Genomic DNA, 19,486 nt, shown 5'->3' with positions numbered 1-19,486 from the left:
GGGTGGGGGCGGCGGCAAGGGTGGAGGCAAGGGTGGAAGCAAGGGGTCAAATCGTGACGGTGCGATGGAGATCGAAACCGGGCTGGTACCCAGTTCAGTCAACGCAACAAATCCTACTCAGGTAAGATCTTTCAAAATTTTCGAAGGCAAAGGATGTCGCCGCGACTACGCACGGTTTTGCCCGACGAAACCGATGGGTAAATGCGACCTTGAAAGCCAGATCGAACGGCTATCACCTGCATGCAGAGCTTTCGTCGAGAAGCATCGGTGAAGTTGACCTGTGACCGGGGCGGATTTCCAGTGTCGGCCGGACATCGTGTTCTTCGAGAGTGCGCTCCACGCGCCTAGAGGTCTCAGCGGAGAATCACCGCGCGGCATTCTCGGTGCCGTTCCACCTAAGCATTTGAAAATGCTGGTGATCCCGACAGGAATCGAACCTGTGACCTACAGATTAGGAATCTGCCGCTCTATCCTACTGAGCTACGGGACCACGCGGCCCGACACATAGCCGCTTCCGATCGTTTCGCCAAGGGGCGGGCCGAACACAATCGGCCGGCCCCTGCCGCCGCCAGGCCTCAGGCGGCAAGCGCGGTTTCGGCCAGCTTCACCCAGTAGCTCATGCCGTGCGGGATGGCCTCGTCGTTGAAGTCATAGGCCGGGTTATGAAGGCCGGCGGTATCGCCATTGCCGATGAAGATGAAGGCGCCGGGCCGGGCTTCGAGCATGTAGGAGAAGTCCTCGCCGCCCATCACCGGCTGGATGGCACGGTGCACATGGGCGTCGCCGGCGACGTTTGCCGCGATATCGCTGGCAAAGACCGTCTCTTCCGCATGGTTGAAGGTTACGGGGTAGTTCGCCTGGTAATCGACCTCGATCTTGGCTCCGAAGGCCGTGGCCAGCCCGTCGCAGATGCTGCGGATGCGCTCTTCCGACTTCTTGGCGATTTCCTTGCGCAATGTGCGCACCGTGCCGGCGATCTCGGCCGATTCCGGGATGATGTTGTAGGCGTCGCCGGCATGGAACTTGGTCACCGACACCACCACGGCTTCGACCGGGTCGGTGCTGCGCGAGGCGATCGTCTGCAGGGCGCCGACCAGCTGGCTGGTGATGACGATCGGGTCGATCGTGCCGTGCGGCATCGCCGCATGGCCGCCGCGGCCCTTCACGGTGATGGTGAATTCCGCGGTCGCCGCCATGATCGGGCCTGGACGGATGGCGAACTGGCCGACCGGCAGACCCGGCATGTTGTGCATGCCGAACACTTTCGCGATGTCGAAACGCTCCATCATGCCGTCCTTGACCATCTCGTTGCCGCCGCCGCCGCCTTCCTCGGCCGGCTGGAAGATGACCGCCACCGAACCGGCGAAATTGCGCGTCTCGGCGAGATATTTCGCCGCACCCAAAAGCATCGCCGTATGGCCGTCATGGCCGCAGGCATGCATCTTGCCGGGAACGGTCGAAGCATAGGGCTTGCCTGATATCTCGTTGAGCGGCAGCGCGTCCATGTCGGCGCGCAGGCCGATGGTGGCGCCTTCGCCCTGGCGGCCGCGAATGATGCCCACGACGCCGGTCTTGCCCAGGCCCGTCACCACATCGTCGCAGCCGAAGGCCTTCAGCTTCTCGGTGACGAAGGCGGCTGTCTTGAAGACGTCGAAATTCAGTTCCGGGGTCTGGTGCAGATGTCGTCGCCAGCCGGCAACCTCGTCCTGCATTTCGGCGGCACGGTTCAGGATTGGCATGATGGTTCCATCTCGCTGTTGGGGCAGGTCCGCTGCCTTGCAATTGTGATCGTCAGGCACTTTGCCATGTTGACGTCACATAGGGTAAATAGCACCGCAACAATGCGGTCCGTTTTTGAGGGCGGACTCATTTTGCTGGCGATCGCGTAAATCTTACGGAGCCAGGGGCGACTACGGCAAGAGGCGATTTCGGATTCGATCATGCGGCACAGGCATTTCCTCAAACTATTCTGCGCGGGCGCCCTGGCGTTCTCGGCGCTGGCCGGGCCGGCGCTGGCCAATCCGGTCGTGCTGTTCGATCTGAACAGCGGCAAGATCCTCGAACATCAGGACGCGTTCAAGCGCTGGTACCCGGCATCGCTGAGCAAGCTGATGACGGCTTATGTGACCTTCCGGGCGATCGCGGCCGGCGAGGTCCGGCTGGATTCGCCGATCAAGGTGACGAAACATTCCGCCGCCGAGCCGCCGAGCAAGATGGGCTTCAAGCCAGGTTCGGTGATGCGGCTCGACAATGCGCTGAAGATGATGCTGGTCAAGTCGGCAAACGACATCGCCATGGCCGTCGGCGAGAATGTCGGGGGATCGCAGGCAGCCTTTGCCGAGCGTATGAACGCCGAAGCGGTCCGGCTCGGCATGAACGGAACGCATTTCGTCAATCCGAACGGGCTTTTTTCGCCGGACCAGTACACGACCGCGCGCGACCTGGCCGTGCTGGTGACGGCGATCCGCCGGGAGTTTCCGCAATATGCGCCGTGGTTCTCGATCGAGGGGCTTGCGGTCGGCAAGAAGGCGATCCCCAACTACAACCTGTTGATCGGCCGCTATCCCGGGGCCGACGGCATGAAGACGGGCTTCGTCTGCCCCTCCGGCTTCAACATGATCGGTTCGGCGACCCGCAACGGCCGCACGCTGGTGGCGGTGGTGCTCGGCGAGAAATCGGCGATCACCCGTGCCGAGGCCGCGGCCAAACTGCTCGACCAGGGTTTCGATACGCCTGCCGCCGGCTCAGCCACCATTGCCACGCTGGCGCCCTACGGCGACACCATCTCGCCCAACGACATGCGTGACGAGATCTGCAAGAAGAAGGCGCCGGCCGAGCAATCGGAGGCACCGCCCGCCGTCGCCAAGAACGTGCCGAAATCGCCCTACCAGGAAAAGCTCGACCATGTGCCGACGCTGGTTGCCGTGGGGCTTGGCGGCGCAACCGGTCCGACGCCGATGGCCATGCTCGCCCAGGGCGGCCAGGAATATGCCGACGTGCCCATTCCGACCTGGCGTCCGGACAGACCGGCGCCCGGCGCCGGTCCGACGGTGGCGGGCTCGGCTGCGCAGGGCGACCAGCCGGTCAAGGTCGCGAACTGAGCATGATCCCGAAAAGTGGAGTCCGGGTTTCGGGAAAGATCATGCTCAAACATAAAGACAGAATCCGATGAGCGGTTTTCCCATCCCCGTTTCCGTGCTGACCGGTTTTCTCGGCGCCGGCAAGACGACGCTGCTCAACCGGCTCCTGAAGGACCCGGCGCTGGCCGACACCGCCGTCATCATCAACGAATATGGCGAGGTGGCGATCGATCATCTGCTGGTCGAACAGGCGTCCGACGGCATCATCCAGCTTTCGGACGGCTGCCTATGCTGCACGGTGCGCGGCGAACTGGTCGACACGCTGGCCGATCTGGTCGACCGGCTGCAGACCGGCCGCATAGCCCGCCTTGCTCGCGTCATCGTCGAGACCACCGGCCTTGCCGATCCGGCACCGGTGCTGCAATCGATCATGGCGCATCCCGCCCTGGTCCAGGCTTTCCGGCTCGACGGCGTCATCACCTTGGTCGACGCGGCCAACGGCGATGCCACGCTCGATGCCCATGTCGAGGCGGTCAAGCAGGTCGCCGTCGCCGACCGCATCGTGCTCTCCAAAACCGATCTGGTCGCTGGTCCGGATGGACTGGAAGCGCTGCGGACGCGGCTGCGGCAGATCAATCCGGGCGCCGAACTGCTGGCTGTCGACGATGCGAAAACGGGTGTCGCGGCGCTGTTCGACTGCGGCCTCTACAACCCAGCGACCAAATCCGCCGATGTGCGGCGCTGGCTCGGCGAGGAGGCGACGCATGACCACGATCATCATGATCATGCCGGGCACGGGCACGACCATGACCATGGGCACCGGCACGATCAGCGCATCCGCACCCACTCCCTGGTGCATGACGGCCCGGTGCCGTTCTCGGCCATCGAGATGTTCCTCGACCTTTTGCGCTCCACGCATGGCGAGCACTTGCTGCGCATGAAGGGCGTCATCGAACTCGAGGAAGATCCGTCGCGGCCGCTGGTGGTGCATGGCGTGCAAAAAATCCTGCATCCGCCGGCTCGATTGCCGTCCTGGCCGGACGGCCAGCGCGGCACCCGGCTGGTGCTGATCACGCTCGACATGCCCGAAGATTATATAAGGCGACTGTTTGCCGCCTTCACCAACCGGCCGTCGATCGACACGCCCGACCGCGCGGCGCTGGAGAACAATCCCCTGGCGATCGCGGGACGCTGATCTTTACGACAGCTATTCGCCGCGCTCGACCAGGAAGCGGTGACCGCCTGATATGGCGGATGTCTCTACGAGATGATGACCGGAGTCGGCGCAGAACGCCGGAATGTCGATAACGGCGAGCGGATCGGTCGTTTCCAGCCAGAGCCGGCTGCCGGGCCGCATCCCGGCCAGCCGCTTCTTCGCCTTCAGCACCGGCAAAGGGCAGTTCAGCCCCTTCAGATCGTAGACGGTGTCGTCGGTCACGGTGAAAAATGTCAGCCGCCGAACATGCCGAGCAGCTTGTTCTTCAGCCTCGTCACGCGGCTCTCGTCGGCACTCGCGGCCTGCGTTTCGGGCTCGGCCGGCGCTTCGATCGTCGCGGTGGCGACAGGGGCTTCCTTGGCGGTCTTGGCCGCTTCCTTTTCGGCCAGCGCCTGCGCCTTGGCGGCTTCCTTTTCGGCCAGCGCTTGCGCCTTGGCCTGCTTGGCAGCTTCTATGGCGGCCAGCCGCTGCTCCTCGGCCTTTTGCTTCGCGGCCTTTTCGGCGTCAAGCGCGGCCATCTTGCGGCCGGCGGGCGAATCGATGCGGCCCATGCGCGTCGTCTCGGTGACCGAGCCGTCCGAATTGAGCGATGGCGGGTCGATCGGCACGCGCTCGCCGCGCGCACGGCGCTTGGACCAGTCGGAGACGATGCTGGCTTCCTTGATGCCGGCGATGGTGGGCTTGGGCGCCGGCGTGCTTGCCTTGAGGGCGCCGTTGAACGCAGCCTCATACGTGCTCTGATAAGCACTGTAGGCGCTTTTCAGCGAATCCGGCTGCGTGGACGCAGGGCAGGGGCCGGTCGGATTGAATGTGGTGCCTTCGGGAGCCACCTGGTTGAAGACGTAGCGCTTCTCGCAAACGTCGACTTTCGGCGGTACCTTGGTGATCTCGAAATTGTCGTAGCCGACCTTCAGCATCTTCCAGAATTCGTAATTCGGGTCGTTGCGGTAGCGCGCCATGTTGGCTGCGGTCATGCGGAACGGGAAGGCCTGGATCTGGAACTCGGTCTGGCCGCCCTGGAAGGCATCGCGGCCGAACGCGTAGATCTGCTCGATCTGGGCATCGGTCATCGAATAGCAGCCCGAAGACGAGCAGGCGCCGTGCACCATCAGGTTGGAGCCGGTGCGGCCGTTGGCGCGGTCATAGGCGTTGGGATAGCCGATGTTGAAGGACAGATGGTAGTTCGAGCGCGGGTTCATCTGCGCCGGACGCACGGTATAAAAACCTTCCGGCGCCTGGCGGTCGCCCTCGGTGTATTTCGGCCCGAGCTTGCCCGACCATTTGCAGATATCGTAGCTGGCGACCATGTCGTAGCGGCCGTTGGTCTTGGCTTTCCAGATTTCGAGCTTGCCCTCTTCCTTGAAGATGCGCGCCATCACCGAGGAGGTGCGCACCATGCCCTTGGCCTTCATGTCGGCCAGGATCTTGTCGGGCAGAGGCTTGTTGGCCTCCGGGGCAAAATCCTTCATCGACGAATCATTGCAGCCGGCGACGGCTATCGCGGTGATGAGAATTCCGGTGCGGGCAAGCTTGGCAAACATGGATAAGGCTACGTCTTCTCTTTCGGGCCAATGGCTTCGAAACGGCCGAGCCCGCATGCTGAACACAGACGGACCGTAAGCCCGTTAACCTTGAAAATTCCTTACCGCAAGCCTCGGCCACCCCTCGCGGCAATTCCATTGAACCGAATCCGGCGGCATTTTTGTGGCGAAATTGCTCATCGCCGCCACATTGCCGTGGAGCGTTGCCGTGGAGGCGGCTTGCCGAAGCCGGTTGCGCCGCCAAAGGGGTGTTCAGAGGCTGCGGCCCATTGCCAGATACTTCTCGCGGCGCTGCTCGCGAAAATCCATGTTGGCGCCGGCAAAATCCTTCATCGTCCTGGCGATGAGATCGCCCGTCGCGGCAATGACCGTTTCGGGTGCGCGCTGGGCGCCGCCGATCGGCTCGGGAATGATGGCGTCGATGATCTTCAGTTCCAGAAGGTCCTGGGCGGTGATCTTCATGTTGGTCGCAGCGTCCTTGGAGCGCGTCGTGTCGCGCCACAGGATGGAGGCCGCGCCCTCGGGCGAGATCACCGAATAGATGGCATGTTCCAGCATGTAGACACGGTTGGCGGTGGCGATGGCAATGGCGCCCCCCGAACCGCCTTCACCGATGACAACCGAAATCGACGGCACCTTGAGCGCAAGGCAGGCCGAGGTGGAACGTGCGATGGCTTCGGCCTGGCCGCGCTCCTCGGCGCCGACGCCGGGATAGGCGCCGGCCGTGTCGACCAATGTCAGCAGCGGGATCTTGAAGCGGTCGGCAAGCTCCATCAGCCGCACGGCCTTGCGATAGCCTTCGGGGCGCACCGAGCCGAAATTGTGCTTCAGCCGGCTCGCCGTGTCGGAGCCCTTCTCCTGGCCCAGGATCGCTACCGGTTCGCCGCGGAACCGGGCAAAGCCGCCGACGATCGCCTGGTCCTCGCCGAAATTGCGGTCGCCGGCGAGCGGCGTGAAATCGCTGAACAGGCCCTTGATGTAGTCGACGCAGTGGGGCCTGTCGGAGTGGCGCGCCACCTGCACCTTCTGCCACGGCGTCAGTGCCTTGTAGAGATCGCGCAGCGCATCGCGCGACCGCTTCTCGAGCCTGCTGATCTCGTCGGCGACATCGACCGCCTCGCCGTTCTCGGCAAGCTTCTTCAGTTCCAGGATCTTGAGTTCCAGATCCTGCACCGGCTTTTCGAAATCGAGGTAATTGTACATGCTTGGGCGGACCGATACGTCGGAAGCAAAGACTGGCGGGACCCTGAAATCCGGGGCTCCGGGCGATGGAACGTCGCCTTCACATAGCGATATGAGGTCTAGTCGGCAAGCGGGTGATGATCGTTGACCAGCCGCACCAATCGCTCCTCCAGCACATGGGTATAGATCTGCGTCGTCGATATGTCGGCATGGCCAAGCAGTTGCTGCACGGCCCTGAGATCAGCCCCGTTCTGCAAGAGATGGCTGGCGAAAGCATGGCGAAGCACATGCGGCGAGACCTTGGCCGAGGCAATGCCGGCCCGGGCCGCCAGCCCCTTGAGGTCGCGAGCGAAGACCTGGCGCGAGAGGTAGCCGCTGTCCGACGCGGCAGGAAACAGGAAGGCGCTGTCGGCGAAAGCGGGGACCCTGGCCCGGGCGGCGAGCCAGGCCCGCATCGCTGCGCGCGCCTTGGCCGACAGCGGCACCATGCGCTCCTTGTCGCCCTTGCCGCGCACCATGAAGAAACGGTCGTCGCGTTGCGCCACCGTCACCGGCAAGCCGACCAGTTCCGAAACACGCAGGCCTGTCGCATAAAGCACTTCGACCAGCGCGTGCAGACGCAGTGCCGCCAGCCTGTCGCTGTCGCCGAGCCCGGCATCGCGGGCCTCCTGCGCGGCGCGGTCGATCAGCCGGCCGGTGTCGGCCTCGCTCATGGTCTTCGGCAGCGGGCGGCCTTTTTTCGGGCTGTCCAGCGTGCCGGTCGGGTCGTCGCCGCGCAGGCCTTCGGCGTAGAGGAATTTGAAGAACTGGCGGATCGCCGACAATTTGCGTGCCTGCGACGTCGGTGCGAAGCCACGTGCGGCGATGTCGTCGAGATAGGCGCGGATGTCCGCGGCGCCGGCGCCGGCAAGACCGCCAGGGATCTCCTGCGAAGCGTCATCGAGGTCGCGGCGATAGGAGGAAAGCGTGTTTTCGGCGGCACCCCGCTCGGCGCTCATCATCTCCAGAAAGGCTTCGATGCGGGCTGCGCTATTCATTTCCTGAAGTTTTTCTTCGGGCTCAGTTTTTCTTTGGGTTCAGCTTTTCCGCAGGGATGCGCACGCTCATTTCCGCCTTTTTCGGCTCGACGAACATCACCAACGCGAACATCGTACCATAGGCGATGCCCGCCAGAATCGCTGATATCACGACAAGGCGAAACAGTGTCGGCATCAATCTTCGCCCGTCTTCTTGTTCTGCGTTTCCAAACCCTGTGCCCTTATGGGACGCCAATCCGGCCAATTCAAGCAAGAAGCTGAAGCGCGCCGGCAACTTCCAATGCAGCCGGTCCCCGCCCGCGGGAGGTCAGCCTGCCTCAGTGTGCTTGACGCAACCGGGCTTTTCATGTCGATACGCCGGCAAAGAGGGCTTCGAGGCTGATGAACGCGCTACCAGCAAATCCTCCGGGCGGGAGCCATGCCGCGCTGCTGGGCAGGCTTGGCGGCCGCTCCATCGTCTTTGTCGGCCTGATGGGCGCCGGCAAGACCGCGATCGGCCGCAAGGTCGCCACCGTGCTGGCGCTGCCTTTCATCGACAGCGACCAGGAGATCGAAAGCGTCTCGCGCATGACCGTTCCGGAACTGTTCGAGCGCTATGGCGAAACCGAGTTCCGGGCGCTGGAGCAGCGCGTCATCCTGCGTGTGCTGGAAAACGGCCCGCAGGTGTTGTCGACCGGCGGCGGCGCCTTCATGAACGCACAGACGCGCGAGGCGATAGCGGCGCATGGCGTGTCGGTATGGCTGAAGGCCGAACTCGACCTTTTGATGGACCGGGTCTCCAAGAAACAGAACCGGCCGCTGCTGAAGAGCCCCGATCCGCGCGGGGTGCTCGAGCGGCTGATGAGCGAGCGCTATCCGGTCTATGCGACATCGGACGTCACCGTGCCGACCCGCGACGACCGCAAGGAAGTCATCGCGGCCGAGGTGGTGGAGGCGCTGTGCCGGCATTTCGATATCGTCCAGACCACTCCCGCGGGCGAGGTCGAACCATGAGCGCCTCTGCTGCCGTTGCCGTCGAAGTCGGACTTGGCGAGCGGGCCTACGACATCCTGATCGGGCCGGGGCTTCTGTCGCGCGCCGGCGCCGAGATGTCGCGCCGCCTGCCGGGCCGACGCGCCGCGGTCGTGACCGACACGAACGTCGCGGCGGCGCATCTCGATGCGCTGAAGGCCGGCCTGCTGGAGAGCGGCATCGAGCCCGCCGTGATCACGCTGCCGCCCGGCGAGAAAACCAAGAGTTTCGCGCATCTCGAAGAGGTGGTGGACGGCGTTCTGGCCGCGAAGCTGGAACGCGGCGACGTCGTCATCGCCCTCGGCGGCGGCGTCATCGGCGACCTGGCCGGCTTTGCCGCCGGCATCGTGCGCCGCGGCATGAACTTCGTGCAGATCCCGACCTCGCTCCTGGCGCAGGTCGATTCCTCGGTCGGCGGCAAGACCGGCATCAACAGCGCCCGCGGCAAGAACCTGGTCGGCGTCTTCCACCAGCCGAAGCTGGTGCTGGCCGATACCGGAGTGCTCGATACGCTGCCGATCCGCGAATTTCGCGCCGGCTACGCCGAACTCGCCAAATACGGGCTGATCGACCGCCCCGAATTCTTCGCCTGGCTGGAGAAGAACTGGGCCAGCGTGTTCACCGGCGGACCGGAGAGGGTGGATGCCATCGCCGAGGCCTGCCGCGCCAAGGCCGATGTCGTTGCCCGCGACGAGTTCGAGACCGGCGACCGCGCGCTGCTCAATCTCGGCCACACGTTCGGCCATGCGCTGGAGGCCGCCACCCGCTATGACGGCGCCCGCCTCGTGCATGGCGAGGGGGTCGCCATCGGCATGGCGCTGGCGCATCGCTTCTCGTCGCGGCTCAATCTGGCCAGTCCCGACGCCGCAGCGCGCGTCGAGGCGCATCTCAATGCGGTGGGCCTGCCGTGGCGGATGGCCGACATTCCCGGCGAACTGCCCGACGCCGATGCTCTGCTTGGCTTCATCACCCAGGACAAGAAAGTATCGCGCGGCGCGCTGACCTTCATCCTGACGCGCGGCATCGGAGAGGCCTTCATCGCCAAGGATGTGCCGGCCTCGGAAGTGCTGTCGTTCCTGAGGGAGAACCACCCGAGCGCGACGGAAAGTCGTTCGGGCCGGCAAGGAAGCCGTCCCGACAGGCAAGGAGGCCGTCCGGACAGGCAAGAGAGCCGTCTGAAATGAACGGGGCCGGCTGGATCGTCGTCGCTGTCCTTGCCGTCCTCATCCTGTTGGCCGTCGCCATGCGCACGCGCCTGCTTGCCGCTTTCGGCTATGAACTGTCGCGCATCGAGCCGCAGCGTTCGAGCGGGGACGAGCTGCGCGGCGCCGTCGACGATTTCCGCCGCGACGGCCAGGTGGTGCGCGAGGAGCGCGACCGCATCGGCGGGTTGTTCGACCTCGAGGAGCTCGAAGTCTCCGACGTCATGGTCCACCGCACCAATATGCGCTCGGTCAACGCCGACAATGCGCCGGAAGCCGTGGTGCGCGAGATCCTGCAGAGCCCGCACACCCGCATGCCTTTGTGGAAGGGATCGCTCGACAACATTGTCGGCGTGCTGCATGCCAAGGACCTGCTGCGCGCGCTCAACGATGTCGGCAACGACTTCTCCAGAATCGATGTGATGAAGATCGCGTCAAAGCCCTGGTTCGTGCCCGACACGACGACATTGCAGGAACAGCTCAACGCCTTCCTGCGCCGCAAGGCGCATTTCGCCGTCGTCGTCGACGAGTATGGCGAGGTCGAAGGGCTGGTGACGCTGGAGGACATCATCGAGGAGATTGTCGGCGAGATCGCCGACGAGCACGATGTCGACATACAGGGCGTCAAGCAGGAGGCGGATGGTTCCGTCGTCGTCGACGGAACCGTGCCGATCCGCGACTTGAACCGGGCGCTCGACTGGGACCTGCCGGACGAGGAGGCAACCACCATCGCCGGGCTGGTCATCCACGAGACGCAGTCGATCCCCGAGGAGAAGCAGGCCTTCACCTTCCACGGCAAGCGTTTCATCGTCATGAAACGCGACAAGAACCGCGTCGCCAGGCTCAGGATCAGGCCGGCAGGCGACAGCTGAACGGTTCATCCTGTCGCGGACGCGTCATCTCATTGTTCATGCAATTGCGGACGGCAAGCCGTTTCGAGGGTCGAGGAACCGCCCTGATGCTCAACAGTCCCTGGTCGAGCGCTCGCCGACCATTGCGTCGGTGTCGGCGTCGACGGCCGCCAGGCTGACTTCATAGCCCCAGAGGCGCCGGATATGACGAAGGGTCGCGTCGCGGCTGTCATTCTCCAGCACGACGCCATTCTTCACCTTGTGCTGGAGCCGCAAATGCCGGTCGCCGAGCAGGTCCACGTCCACAACCTGGATGTCGGGCCGGCTCGCGCCCACATCATAGCTGTGGGCCAGCGCGGCGCGTATGTTGTTGTAGCCGCGCTCGTTATGGATCGAAGCGACTTCGTAGTGCGGCTGGTCGGCTCCATCGGCCAGCACGAAGAGCCGCCATTTTCGTATCAGGGTCGGGCTGAGATACTGGCGAATGAAAGATTCGTCCCGGTGGTTGGCCCAGGCATCGAGCAGGGTCTCAAGCCAGTCGCCACGGCCGGCTATGTCCGGGAACCAGTCGCGATCTTCGGCTGTCGGCTCGGTCGAGATGCGCTGGATGTCCTGCATCATGTCAAGCCCGAGGGCATAGGGGTTGATGCCGGAAAACCGCTGGTCGTCGAAGGATGGCTGGAAGATCACGTTCGAGTGGTTGCGCAGGATTTCGAGCATCGCGCCTTCGGTGATCCGGCCACGGTCGAACAGCATGTTCATGAGCGTGTAGTGCACGAAAGTGGCGCAGCCTTCGTTCATCACCTGGGTTTGCCGCTGCGGATAAAAATACTGCGCAATGACACGGACGATCCTGAGGATCTCGCGCTGCCAGGGTTCGAGCACAAGACTGTTCTTCTCAAGGAAATAGAGCAGGTTTTCCTCGGGCAGATGGAGCGATTTCTTCCGTTCCGACACGCCTTCATCGCCCGCTTCGGAGTTGCCGGCGTCCTGCGTGGGCGGCAGGGTGCGCCATAGGTCATTGTAGGAACGCTCCTCATATTCGAGGCGCTCGCGAAGTCCCTCGCGCTGCTGCTCCGACGACAGTTTCGGCGGCCGGTGATACCGGAACACGCCTTGCTCCATCAGCGCGTGAGCGGAATCGAGAATGGCTTCCACGGCGGCCAGGCCGTGCCGCTCCTCGCACCGGGCGATGTAGCCCTTGGCGAAGTCGAGATAGCTCAGGATCCCTCCGGCGTCCGTCCATTGGCGGAAAAGGTAATTGTTCTTGAAGAAATGATTGTGTCCAAGTGCTGCATGGGCGGTCACCAAGGCCTGCAGCGCCATGGTGTTTTCCTCCATCAGGTAGACGATGCAGGGATTGGAATTGATGACCAATTCATAGGCCAGCCCGCGACCGCCCTTGCGATAGAGAAGCTCGTTGTAGAGGAAATGCTTGCCGAACGACCAATGCCGGTACATCAGCGGCATGCCGACCGACGAGTAGGCGTCCAGCATCTGCTCGGAAGAGATGACCTCCATCTGCACCGGATAGGTGTCGAGATGAAGCTGGTCGACCGCAATCGCCTCGATCTCGTCATAGACCCGCGAAAGCTTTTTGAAATCCCAGTCGGACCCGGAAAAAAGCAGCCCCGATTTGTTGGCCTGGCCAGCCATCCGGCACCCCTTACGCGCTCTCACGGATAGCCGGCTGCCTGGCGAAAAGCTGGCGAAATACCGGGTAGATATCGGCTGGAGCGGCGATGCGCCTCATCTGGAAGTTCGGCCATTTTTGCTCGACGGCGCTATAGGCGCGCCAGAGCGAGGTGCCATTTTCGGTCGAGCCGAAAATATGACTTTCGCGTTCGTCGATGATCTCCACATAGGCGAAATACTGGCACAGGCGCATGAGCTTGCCGTGGAGCAGTTCTATGCAGCGCTGCGAGTCGGTGGCGAAATTGTCACCGTCCGAAGCCTGGGCGGCATAGATGTTCCACTCCGTGGCCGGATAGCGTTGTTCTATGATGCGTTGCATTTCCTCGAGCGCGGTGGAAACGACGGTGCCTCCGCTTTGGGTGCAGTAGAAGAATGTCTCTTCGTCCACCTCCTGGGCCTCGTGGGTGTGGCGGATGAAGACGATCTCCGTGCGCTCATAGCGTCGGGTCAGGAACAGGTGCAGCAGCACGAAGAAGCGCTTGGCCAAATCCTTCTCACGCTCGCCCATCGACCCGGAGACGTCCATCAGGCAGAACATCACGGCGCTGGCATTCGGCACCGGCTGTGGGTCGAAGCGATTGAAGCGGATGTCGACGGGATCGACATAGGCGATGCGCTTTCGGCGGCGCTCCAGCCGCTCGAGCTCCTCCCGCAAAGTCAAGATGCTTTGGCGGGTCGCGGCATCTGGCGGCGTCGATTCCAATTTGGCGAGCTGAAGGAGGATCGCATCCAACTCCGGCTGCTTCGGGCGCCCAAGCGCGATACGGCGGGCGTGACTGTTTCGCATCGTGCGCCCGACATTGATGTTGGTCGGTGATCCGGTTGCCGCAAAACCTGCCCGCCTTGGCTTGAATGCAAGTATCTGCTTGAGATTGAGCTTGACCAGATCCGGCAGTTCGAGATCCTCGAAAAAGAGGTCGAGCACTTCCTCGCGCGACAGCACAAAGCGAAAATCGTCCTCGGAGGCCGTATTTCCCGGCGACGAGGACCCTGCGCCGCCCTGCCCGGGCTTGGGCACCAGATCTCCGGGAATGAACGTTCTGTTTCCCGGCAGGATGTGCTGGCGCCGGCCGCTGTCCCTGGCATCGCTGAAGGTCGGTTCGCCGGTGCCTCTGTGGGGCATCGGCACGGCATGCCCGCTGTCCACGTCGGCGATCCGGCCCGTCCTTATCTGGTCACGGATGCTCCGCTTGAGTTCTTCCCGCGCGCGCCTGAGAAAGCGCTGGCGATTGCCCAGGTTCTTGTCCTTCGGATTGAGGCGGCGGTCAATGAAGATCGGCATGGAACCATCCGGGCTTTTCTCAGCCCGCCTTGTTCACGCGCATGTACCAGTCGACCAGCCGTCGTACCTGCCGTTCGGTGTAGCCGCGTTGCACCATGCGCTGCACGAATTCATTGTGCCGCTTTTCCGTGACGCTGTCCTGCTTGGAGCCGAAACTGATCACCGGCAGAAGATCTTCGACCTGGCCGAACATGCGCTTCTCGATAACCTCGCGCAGCTTTTCGTAGCTTGTCCATGACGGGTTGCGGCCGTGGTTGCGTGCCCGGGCACGCAGCGTGAACTTGACCACTTCGTTGCGGAAATCCTTGGGGTTGGCGATGCCGGCCGGTTTTTCGACCTGCGACAACTCCTTGTCCAATATCTCGCGATTGAGGATCTGGCCCGTATCGGGATCCTTGTAGTCCTGATCTTCGATCCAGGCATCGGCATAGGCGATGTAGCGGTCGAATAGGTTCTGGCCATACTCGCTGTATGATTCCAGATAGGCCTTTTGGATCTCGTGGCCGATGAATTCGGCATAGCGCGTCGCGAGTTCCGACTTGATGAATTCGAGATAGCTCGCTTCCGTCTCCTTTGGGAACTGCTCGCGCTTGATCGCCTCTTCCAGGATGTACATCAGGTGCACGGGATCCGCCGCGACCTCGTTGGTGTCGTAGTTGAATGTCTGCGACAGGATCTTGAAGGCGAAACGCGTGCTTACGCCGGTCATCCCCTCGTCGACGCCGGCGGCGTCGCGATATTCCTGAACCGACTTGGCCCGAGGGTCGACCTCCTTGAGGTTTTCGCCGTCATAGGCGCGCATCTTGGTGTAGAGCGGCGAATTGTCGTGCTCGGCAAGACGGGTCGAGACCGTGAACCGGCTGAGAATATCCAGCACTTCGGGTGCGCAGGGGCTGCCGGCCAGCTCGCTCTCGCGCAACAGTTTCTCATAGATATGCCTCTCCTCGGTGATCCGAAGGCAATACGGCACCTTGACCACCAGGATGCGGTCGAGAAAGGCCTCGTTGTTCTTGTTGTTCTTGAACTGTTGCCATTCCGATTCGTTGGAATGGGCGACGATGATGCCCTGATAGGGAAACGCGCCGAAATTCTCGGTGCCGTTGTAGCTGCCTTCCTGGGTCGCCGTCAGCAGCGGATGCAGGACTTTGATGGGCGCCTTGAACATCTCGACGAATTCGAGCAGGCCCTGCGTGGTCCGGTTCAGCCCGCCGCTGTAGGAATAGGCGTCCGGATCGGACTGGCTGAAATCCTCCAATTGCCTGATATCGACCTTGCCGACCAGCGCCGAGACATCCTGATTGTTCTCGTCGCCAGGCTCCGTCTTGGCGATGGCGATCTGGCGCAGCCGCGAGGGCATCAATTTCACCACGCTGAATTTGGAAATGTCGCCAGACAATTCATCAAGCCGCTTGGCCGCCCAGGGCGAGATAATGCCGTTTAGGCGACGCCGGGCTATGCCGTATTTGTCCTCCAGCAGGTCGCCCATGCGATCGGGATGGAACAGGCCAAGCGGCGATTCGAAAATCGGACTGATCTGATTGCCGGCCTTCAGCGTGTAGATCGGGCGTTCCTCCATCAGTTTCTTCAGCCGTTCGGCCAGGGAGGACTTGCCGCCGCCCACAGGGCCGAGGAGATAGAGGATCTGCTTGCGCTCCTCGAGCCCCTGGGACGCATAGCGGAAATAGCCGGCGATGCGTTCGATCGTATCCTCCATTCCGTAGAAATCGGAAAAGGTAGGATACACCTTGACCGTGCGGTTGGAGAAAATGCGGCCGAGCCGCTCGTCCTTGCTGGTGTCGACCAGGTTCGGCTCGCCGATTGCCTCGACCATCCGTTCCGGCGCCGAGACATACATTGACTTGTCTTCCCGGCAGGCAAGGAGATATTGCTGGAGGCTTATTTCCTCCTGGCCCGCGTTCGCATAAATCTCCGAAAACAGATCGAAGACGTCGGACTGGTTCTCACCCATGATGGTTGCCCTCAGAGCCATTCTGGCTGCCGCCCGGCTCATCTTATTCAACTACCGGGATGCATTGTGGTTCCCTCCACATTGGAGAGAGCGTTGTATTTGCATCGAACCTGGACAGCACACTGTTGCAATGCTCGTCTGACATCTCAGGTGGTGATGGCCAGAGGAGACCGTCAAGGGCAAATATCGATTTCGTGAACCGAACGGCAAAGCGAGTGCATTTGATGCGGCTGGTATGGTGTTGAATCAGACCCTTTGAGCACTCCCAAATCCAACAGGATGCTCGTGGCGTGCGGGCATTCCTGGTCTACATATCGGGCCCAAGGATCGGGAGATTGCGATGATCGATCGACGAAGCTTTATTCTGGCCTCCGCGGCGGCGATGTTGCCATTGGGCACATCGACCGCATGGTGCCGGCGCCAAGCCGTGCCGACAACCTTCGACTACGGGCCGGCCAAGCTCGATATCTATGCACCGGATGGCGCACGCGGATTGCCGGTCGTCTTCTTCGTCCATGGCGGCGCCTGGCGGTCCGGCAAGCGCTCGCAGGTCAACGCGAAGCCGGCCTTCCTGCTCGCCAACGGCTTCTGCCTGGTCTCCATCGACTATCGCATGCTGCCCGAAGCCGACATCGCCACCCAGGCCGGCGATGTCGAAAAGGCCTATGCCTATGTCCGCGCCAACATTGCCCGACATGGCGGCGATGCCAAGCGGATCGTGGCCATGGGCCATTCGGCCGGTTGTCACCTCGTTGCGCTGACCGGCATGCGCGGCGGTCTGCCAGGTGTGGCCGCACTGCTTCTCGATGACACCAGGGCCTATGACCTCACCGCGCTTGCCAGGAATGGCGGCATGGCGCGGGCCTATGCGCGGGCCTTCCCAGATCCCGCGCAATGGGCGGCGTTGTCGCCGGCCAGTTATGTAGACGGCCGCAAGCACCCGCCGACCTTCATCGCCTACTCAGGCGCTTCGGGCCGGGCGAGGACTCCAAGGCCTTTGCCGAGCGCTTGCGCGCCACCGGCACCAGGGTGACCCTGTTCGACGGCAGCGCCTATACGCATATGTCGATCAACCGCGATTTCGGCGAGGATGGCGACGCCCTGACCGGGGCGGCACTGGCATTCCTGAAATCGGCGGTTGAATGATTCCGGCATCGAAACGGAACCCTGAACGTCACCGCGAGGAGGACCGGCCTACCAGCGCGTCTTTTCGCCCGGAGCCGCCGGTTCGATCGCCAGCGCGTGCAGGCCTGCCTTCAATTCATCGGCCAAAAGCGCGTTGACCGCGCGGTGGCGCTCGACGCGGCTCATGCCGGCAAAATCCTGCGAAACAATGCGGACGCGGAAATGCGTCTCGCCGGTGCCGTCGAACGTAGCCTGATGGCCAGATTCCAGATGATGATGGCCGGCGTGCAGATGGCTTTCGTTGATCACGGCCAGCCGCTCCGGCGAAAATGCCTTTTTCAGCTTGTCTTCCATGGTTGCCTGTATGGACATTGCCGTCTCCCTTCACCACATATCGCCAGCAGGATCGCGGAAGCCGAACCGACTTCGTTGCATGCCGCGCTTCAACAAAATCGGTCCTTCGCCCGCTTTATGCCGCGATTCAGCGGTTAGGGCGATCATCGCGAAAATGTCAATTCTTGTTTCGCATCTGCGAACGCCCCATAAATGGGTTAGATGAAGCCGTATCCCAAATATTTTGAGAAGATCCGCATCCGCCAGGAGAAGGACGCGGAGTTGAAGTCGCACGCGCCGGTCTGCCAGTGGGATGGCTGCAAGGAGGCGGGCACCCACCGCGCTCCGGTCGGGCGCATGAAGGAGGGCGAGTATTTCCGCTTCTGCTTCGACCATGTGCGCGAGTACAACAAGGGTTTCAACTATTTTTCCGGCGTTCCGGACACCGAGGTCGCCCGTTTCCAGAAGGAGGCGATGACCGGCCATCGGCCGACCTGGAAGATGGGCGTCAATGGCGCCTCGACGCGCTCGTCGCCCGATATGGCGCAGATGCGCTCCGGCCGCGCCGGCTACTACAACCGCATGCGCGACCCGTTCGACCTGTTCAAGGGGCCGAAGGATCCGCGCGAGGTGCGCGAGCGCAAGGCCAAGCCGCTTGAGGCCAAGGCGCTGGAAACGCTTGGCCTTGATACAAAGGCGACTGGCAAGGAGATCAAGGCGCGCTATAAGGAACTGGTGAAGCGTCACCATCCGGATGCGAATGGCGGCGACAGAGGTTCGGAAGACCGGTTCCGCGATGTGCTCCAGGCCTATCGCGTGCTCAAGCAGGCGGGTTTGTGCTGAGCAACCCAACGGTTCGTGTCGTTTTCCAACTTTCATAAGGGTGGAAAAGGCTCTAAGACCGCCCCCGGACAAAATCGATTGCCGGCGAAATCAGTCGTTTCGCCCGTGGAGACGTGGATAGAGATGAACAAGGTCGACCGCGACATCGCCAACCTGCCCGACACCACGGTGTCGGTGAAGGACAAATTCGGCTTCGACTCCAAGATGGTGGTGCCGGCCTATTCGGTCACCAGCGAACATGTGCCCGACATCGATCCCGACTATCTTTTCGACAAGGCGACGACGATGGCGATCCTCGCCGGCTTCGCCTACAACCGGCGCGTCATGGTGTCGGGCTATCACGGCACCGGCAAGTCGACCCATATCGAGCAGGTCGCGGCCCGCCTCAACTGGCCTTGCGTGCGCGTCAATCTCGACAGCCATGTCAGCCGCATCGACCTCGTCGGCAAGGACGCGATCGTGGTCAAGGACGGCTTGCAGATCACCGAATTCCGCGACGGCATCCTGCCCTGGGCCTACCAGCACAATGTGGCGTTGTGCTTCGACGAATATGACGCCGGCCGTCCGGACGTGATGTTCGTCATCCAGCGCGTGCTGGAATCGTCTGGTCGCCTCACGCTGCTCGACCAGAGCCGCGTCATCCGTCCGCACCCGGCGTTCCGGCTGTTCTCGACCGCCAACACGGTCGGGCTGGGCGACACCACCGGCCTCTATCACGGCACCCAGCAGATCAACCAGGCGCAGATGGACCGCTGGTCGATCGTCACCACGCTGAACTACCTGCCGCACGACAATGAGGTGAACATCGTGCTGGCCAAGGCCAAGCACTATCGCGACGGCAAGGGCAAGGACATCGTCAACAAGATGGTGCGCGTCGCCGACATGACGCGCTCGGCCTTCATCAACGGCGATCTGTCGACCGTGATGAGCCCGCGTACCGTCATCACCTGGGCCGAGAATGCCGAGATCTTCGGCAATATCGGCATGGCGTTCCGGCTGACCTTCCTCAACAAATGCGACGAACTGGAGCGCTCGGTGGTTGCCGAGTTCTACCAGCGCGCCTTCGGCGAGGATCTGCCGGAGAGCGCCGCCAATGTGGTGCTGGGCTAAGCAGAGCCT

At 62.6% G+C, this 19,486-nt stretch carries 19 protein-coding genes and 1 tRNA gene; 9 read left to right on the top strand and 11 right to left on the bottom strand.

The genetic code is table 11. The annotated features are described in order from the left end of the window. Positions 1-271: hypothetical protein (locus FJ964_RS31240; protein WP_210243395.1), on the top strand; the 271-nt coding region annotated here is incomplete at its 5' end. A 142-nt stretch (positions 272-413) separates the two neighbouring features. Here FJ964_RS31240 and FJ964_RS26815 read toward each other — a convergent pair. Further along, positions 414-490: transfer RNA gene (locus FJ964_RS26815), tRNA-Arg, on the bottom strand. An 85-nt stretch (positions 491-575) separates the two neighbouring features. Continuing rightward, on the bottom strand, positions 576-1,739 hold the full coding sequence (locus tag FJ964_RS26810) for a M20 aminoacylase family protein (protein ID WP_140553349.1): 1,164 nt from the start codon (positions 1,737-1,739) through the stop codon (positions 576-578). Between the two features lie 201 nt (positions 1,740-1,940). On the opposite strand from FJ964_RS26810, the gene FJ964_RS26805 reads away from it, so the two are divergent. Together FJ964_RS26805 and FJ964_RS26800 are read left to right on the top strand one after the other, a co-directional pair. Then, positions 1,941-3,101, top strand: a complete 1,161-nt coding sequence (locus FJ964_RS26805; protein ID WP_140553347.1) for a D-alanyl-D-alanine carboxypeptidase family protein — start codon at positions 1,941-1,943, stop codon at positions 3,099-3,101. Positions 3,102-3,168: 67 nt separating this feature from the next. Then, positions 3,169-4,275: a GTP-binding protein gene (locus tag FJ964_RS26800; protein ID WP_140553346.1), complete on the top strand. Its 1,107-nt coding sequence runs from the start codon at positions 3,169-3,171 to the stop codon at positions 4,273-4,275. A 12-nt stretch (positions 4,276-4,287) separates the two neighbouring features. On the opposite strand, the gene FJ964_RS26795 is transcribed toward FJ964_RS26800, so the two are convergent. The 5 genes from FJ964_RS26795 to FJ964_RS26775 form a co-directional block, all read right to left on the bottom strand. Further along, on the bottom strand, positions 4,288-4,518 hold the full coding sequence (locus tag FJ964_RS26795) for a sulfurtransferase TusA family protein (RefSeq protein WP_181172632.1): 231 nt from the start codon (positions 4,516-4,518) through the stop codon (positions 4,288-4,290). A gap of 11 nt (positions 4,519-4,529) precedes the next feature. Further along, on the bottom strand, positions 4,530-5,837 hold the full coding sequence (locus FJ964_RS26790) for a murein L,D-transpeptidase family protein (protein ID WP_140553342.1): 1,308 nt from the start codon (positions 5,835-5,837) through the stop codon (positions 4,530-4,532). A gap of 252 nt (positions 5,838-6,089) precedes the next feature. Further along, complete coding sequence (locus FJ964_RS26785; RefSeq protein WP_140500751.1) at positions 6,090-7,040, bottom strand: acetyl-CoA carboxylase carboxyltransferase subunit alpha; 951 nt, start codon at positions 7,038-7,040, stop codon at positions 6,090-6,092. A 98-nt stretch (positions 7,041-7,138) separates the two neighbouring features. Then, complete coding sequence (locus FJ964_RS26780) at positions 7,139-8,056, bottom strand: site-specific tyrosine recombinase XerD (RefSeq protein WP_140553340.1); 918 nt, start codon at positions 8,054-8,056, stop codon at positions 7,139-7,141. Positions 8,057-8,078: 22 nt separating this feature from the next. Beyond that, positions 8,079-8,231: a histidine kinase gene (locus tag FJ964_RS26775; RefSeq protein WP_140553359.1), complete on the bottom strand. Its 153-nt coding sequence runs from the start codon at positions 8,229-8,231 to the stop codon at positions 8,079-8,081. 206 nt (positions 8,232-8,437) lie between these two features. Here FJ964_RS26775 and FJ964_RS26770 point away from each other — a divergent pair, with 206 nt between their 5' ends. The 3 genes from FJ964_RS26770 to FJ964_RS26760 are packed head-to-tail and all read left to right on the top strand — an operon-like array spanning position 8,438 to position 11,141. Further along, positions 8,438-9,049, top strand: a complete 612-nt coding sequence (locus tag FJ964_RS26770) for a shikimate kinase (RefSeq protein WP_140553339.1) — start codon at positions 8,438-8,440, stop codon at positions 9,047-9,049. Next, on the top strand, positions 9,046-10,251 hold the full coding sequence (aroB, locus tag FJ964_RS26765; protein WP_224713217.1) for a 3-dehydroquinate synthase: 1,206 nt from the start codon (positions 9,046-9,048) through the stop codon (positions 10,249-10,251). The genes FJ964_RS26770 and aroB overlap by 4 nt, the downstream gene beginning before the upstream one ends. Continuing rightward, positions 10,248-11,141, top strand: a complete 894-nt coding sequence (locus FJ964_RS26760; protein WP_140553337.1) for an HlyC/CorC family transporter — start codon at positions 10,248-10,250, stop codon at positions 11,139-11,141. Before aroB ends, FJ964_RS26760 begins: the two co-directional genes overlap by 4 nt. Before the next feature lie 90 nt (positions 11,142-11,231). Here the strand turns inward: FJ964_RS26760 and FJ964_RS26755 are convergent, their stop codons facing one another. From FJ964_RS26755 to FJ964_RS26745, 3 genes are read right to left on the bottom strand one after another with little or no spacing between them, the layout of a single operon-like run. Continuing rightward, positions 11,232-12,776, bottom strand: coding sequence for a SpoVR family protein (locus tag FJ964_RS26755; RefSeq protein WP_140553336.1), 1,545 nt, complete (start codon positions 12,774-12,776; stop codon positions 11,232-11,234). Between the two features lie 10 nt (positions 12,777-12,786). After that, positions 12,787-14,097 (bottom strand): YeaH/YhbH family protein, encoded by a 1,311-nt coding sequence (locus FJ964_RS26750; RefSeq protein WP_140553334.1) that lies wholly within the window; start codon positions 14,095-14,097, stop codon positions 12,787-12,789. Between the two features lie 19 nt (positions 14,098-14,116). After that, complete coding sequence (locus FJ964_RS26745) at positions 14,117-16,066, bottom strand: PrkA family serine protein kinase (RefSeq protein ID WP_140553358.1); 1,950 nt, start codon at positions 16,064-16,066, stop codon at positions 14,117-14,119. 340 nt (positions 16,067-16,406) lie between these two features. Between FJ964_RS26745 and FJ964_RS26740 the strand changes: the two genes are divergently transcribed. Then, positions 16,407-17,099 (top strand): alpha/beta hydrolase, encoded by a 693-nt coding sequence (locus FJ964_RS26740; protein WP_224713218.1) that lies wholly within the window; start codon positions 16,407-16,409, stop codon positions 17,097-17,099. 161 nt (positions 17,100-17,260) lie between these two features. Here FJ964_RS26740 and FJ964_RS26735 read toward each other — a convergent pair whose 3' ends face one another. Beyond that, positions 17,261-17,563: a BolA family protein gene (locus FJ964_RS26735; protein WP_140553332.1), complete on the bottom strand. Its 303-nt coding sequence runs from the start codon at positions 17,561-17,563 to the stop codon at positions 17,261-17,263. Between the two features lie 183 nt (positions 17,564-17,746). Between FJ964_RS26735 and FJ964_RS26730 the strand changes: the two genes are divergently transcribed. Next, positions 17,747-18,367: a J domain-containing protein gene (locus FJ964_RS26730; protein ID WP_140553331.1), complete on the top strand. Its 621-nt coding sequence runs from the start codon at positions 17,747-17,749 to the stop codon at positions 18,365-18,367. A gap of 123 nt (positions 18,368-18,490) precedes the next feature. Beyond that, complete coding sequence (gene cobS, locus FJ964_RS26725) at positions 18,491-19,477, top strand: cobaltochelatase subunit CobS (protein ID WP_140500761.1); 987 nt, start codon at positions 18,491-18,493, stop codon at positions 19,475-19,477. Positions 19,478-19,486 lie beyond the last annotated feature (9 nt).

It is taken from the genome of Mesorhizobium sp. B2-3-2 (assembly GCF_006442295.1).
Classification (GTDB): Bacteria; Pseudomonadota; Alphaproteobacteria; order Rhizobiales; family Rhizobiaceae; genus Mesorhizobium.
This window is presented reverse-complemented; position numbering and strand designations above follow the sequence as displayed.

Excerpts from the sequence above, each read along its gene's own strand:
- FJ964_RS26810 (WP_140553349.1), bottom strand. The coding sequence starts at position 1,739 with ATGCCAATCCTGAACCGTGCCGCCGAAATGCAGGACGAGGTTGCCGGC.
- FJ964_RS26805 (WP_140553347.1), top strand. The coding sequence starts at position 1,941 with ATGCGGCACAGGCATTTCCTCAAACTATTCTGCGCGGGCGCCCTGGCG.
- FJ964_RS26800 (WP_140553346.1), top strand. The coding sequence starts at position 3,169 with ATGAGCGGTTTTCCCATCCCCGTTTCCGTGCTGACCGGTTTTCTCGGC.
- FJ964_RS26790 (WP_140553342.1), bottom strand. The coding sequence starts at position 5,837 with ATGTTTGCCAAGCTTGCCCGCACCGGAATTCTCATCACCGCGATAGCC.
- FJ964_RS26785 (WP_140500751.1), bottom strand. The coding sequence starts at position 7,040 with ATGTACAATTACCTCGATTTCGAAAAGCCGGTGCAGGATCTGGAACTC.
- FJ964_RS26780 (WP_140553340.1), bottom strand. The coding sequence starts at position 8,056 with ATGAATAGCGCAGCCCGCATCGAAGCCTTTCTGGAGATGATGAGCGCC.
- FJ964_RS26775 (WP_140553359.1), bottom strand. The coding sequence starts at position 8,231 with ATGCCGACACTGTTTCGCCTTGTCGTGATATCAGCGATTCTGGCGGGC.
- FJ964_RS26770 (WP_140553339.1), top strand. The coding sequence starts at position 8,438 with ATGAACGCGCTACCAGCAAATCCTCCGGGCGGGAGCCATGCCGCGCTG.
- aroB (WP_224713217.1), top strand. The coding sequence starts at position 9,046 with ATGAGCGCCTCTGCTGCCGTTGCCGTCGAAGTCGGACTTGGCGAGCGG.
- FJ964_RS26760 (WP_140553337.1), top strand. The coding sequence starts at position 10,248 with ATGAACGGGGCCGGCTGGATCGTCGTCGCTGTCCTTGCCGTCCTCATC.
- FJ964_RS26755 (WP_140553336.1), bottom strand. The coding sequence starts at position 12,776 with ATGGCTGGCCAGGCCAACAAATCGGGGCTGCTTTTTTCCGGGTCCGAC.
- FJ964_RS26750 (WP_140553334.1), bottom strand. The coding sequence starts at position 14,097 with ATGCCGATCTTCATTGACCGCCGCCTCAATCCGAAGGACAAGAACCTG.
- FJ964_RS26745 (WP_140553358.1), bottom strand. The coding sequence starts at position 16,066 with ATGGGTGAGAACCAGTCCGACGTCTTCGATCTGTTTTCGGAGATTTAT.
- FJ964_RS26740 (WP_224713218.1), top strand. The coding sequence starts at position 16,407 with ATGATCGATCGACGAAGCTTTATTCTGGCCTCCGCGGCGGCGATGTTG.
- FJ964_RS26735 (WP_140553332.1), bottom strand. The coding sequence starts at position 17,563 with ATGTCCATACAGGCAACCATGGAAGACAAGCTGAAAAAGGCATTTTCG.
- FJ964_RS26730 (WP_140553331.1), top strand. The coding sequence starts at position 17,747 with ATGAAGCCGTATCCCAAATATTTTGAGAAGATCCGCATCCGCCAGGAG.
- cobS (WP_140500761.1), top strand. The coding sequence starts at position 18,491 with ATGAACAAGGTCGACCGCGACATCGCCAACCTGCCCGACACCACGGTG.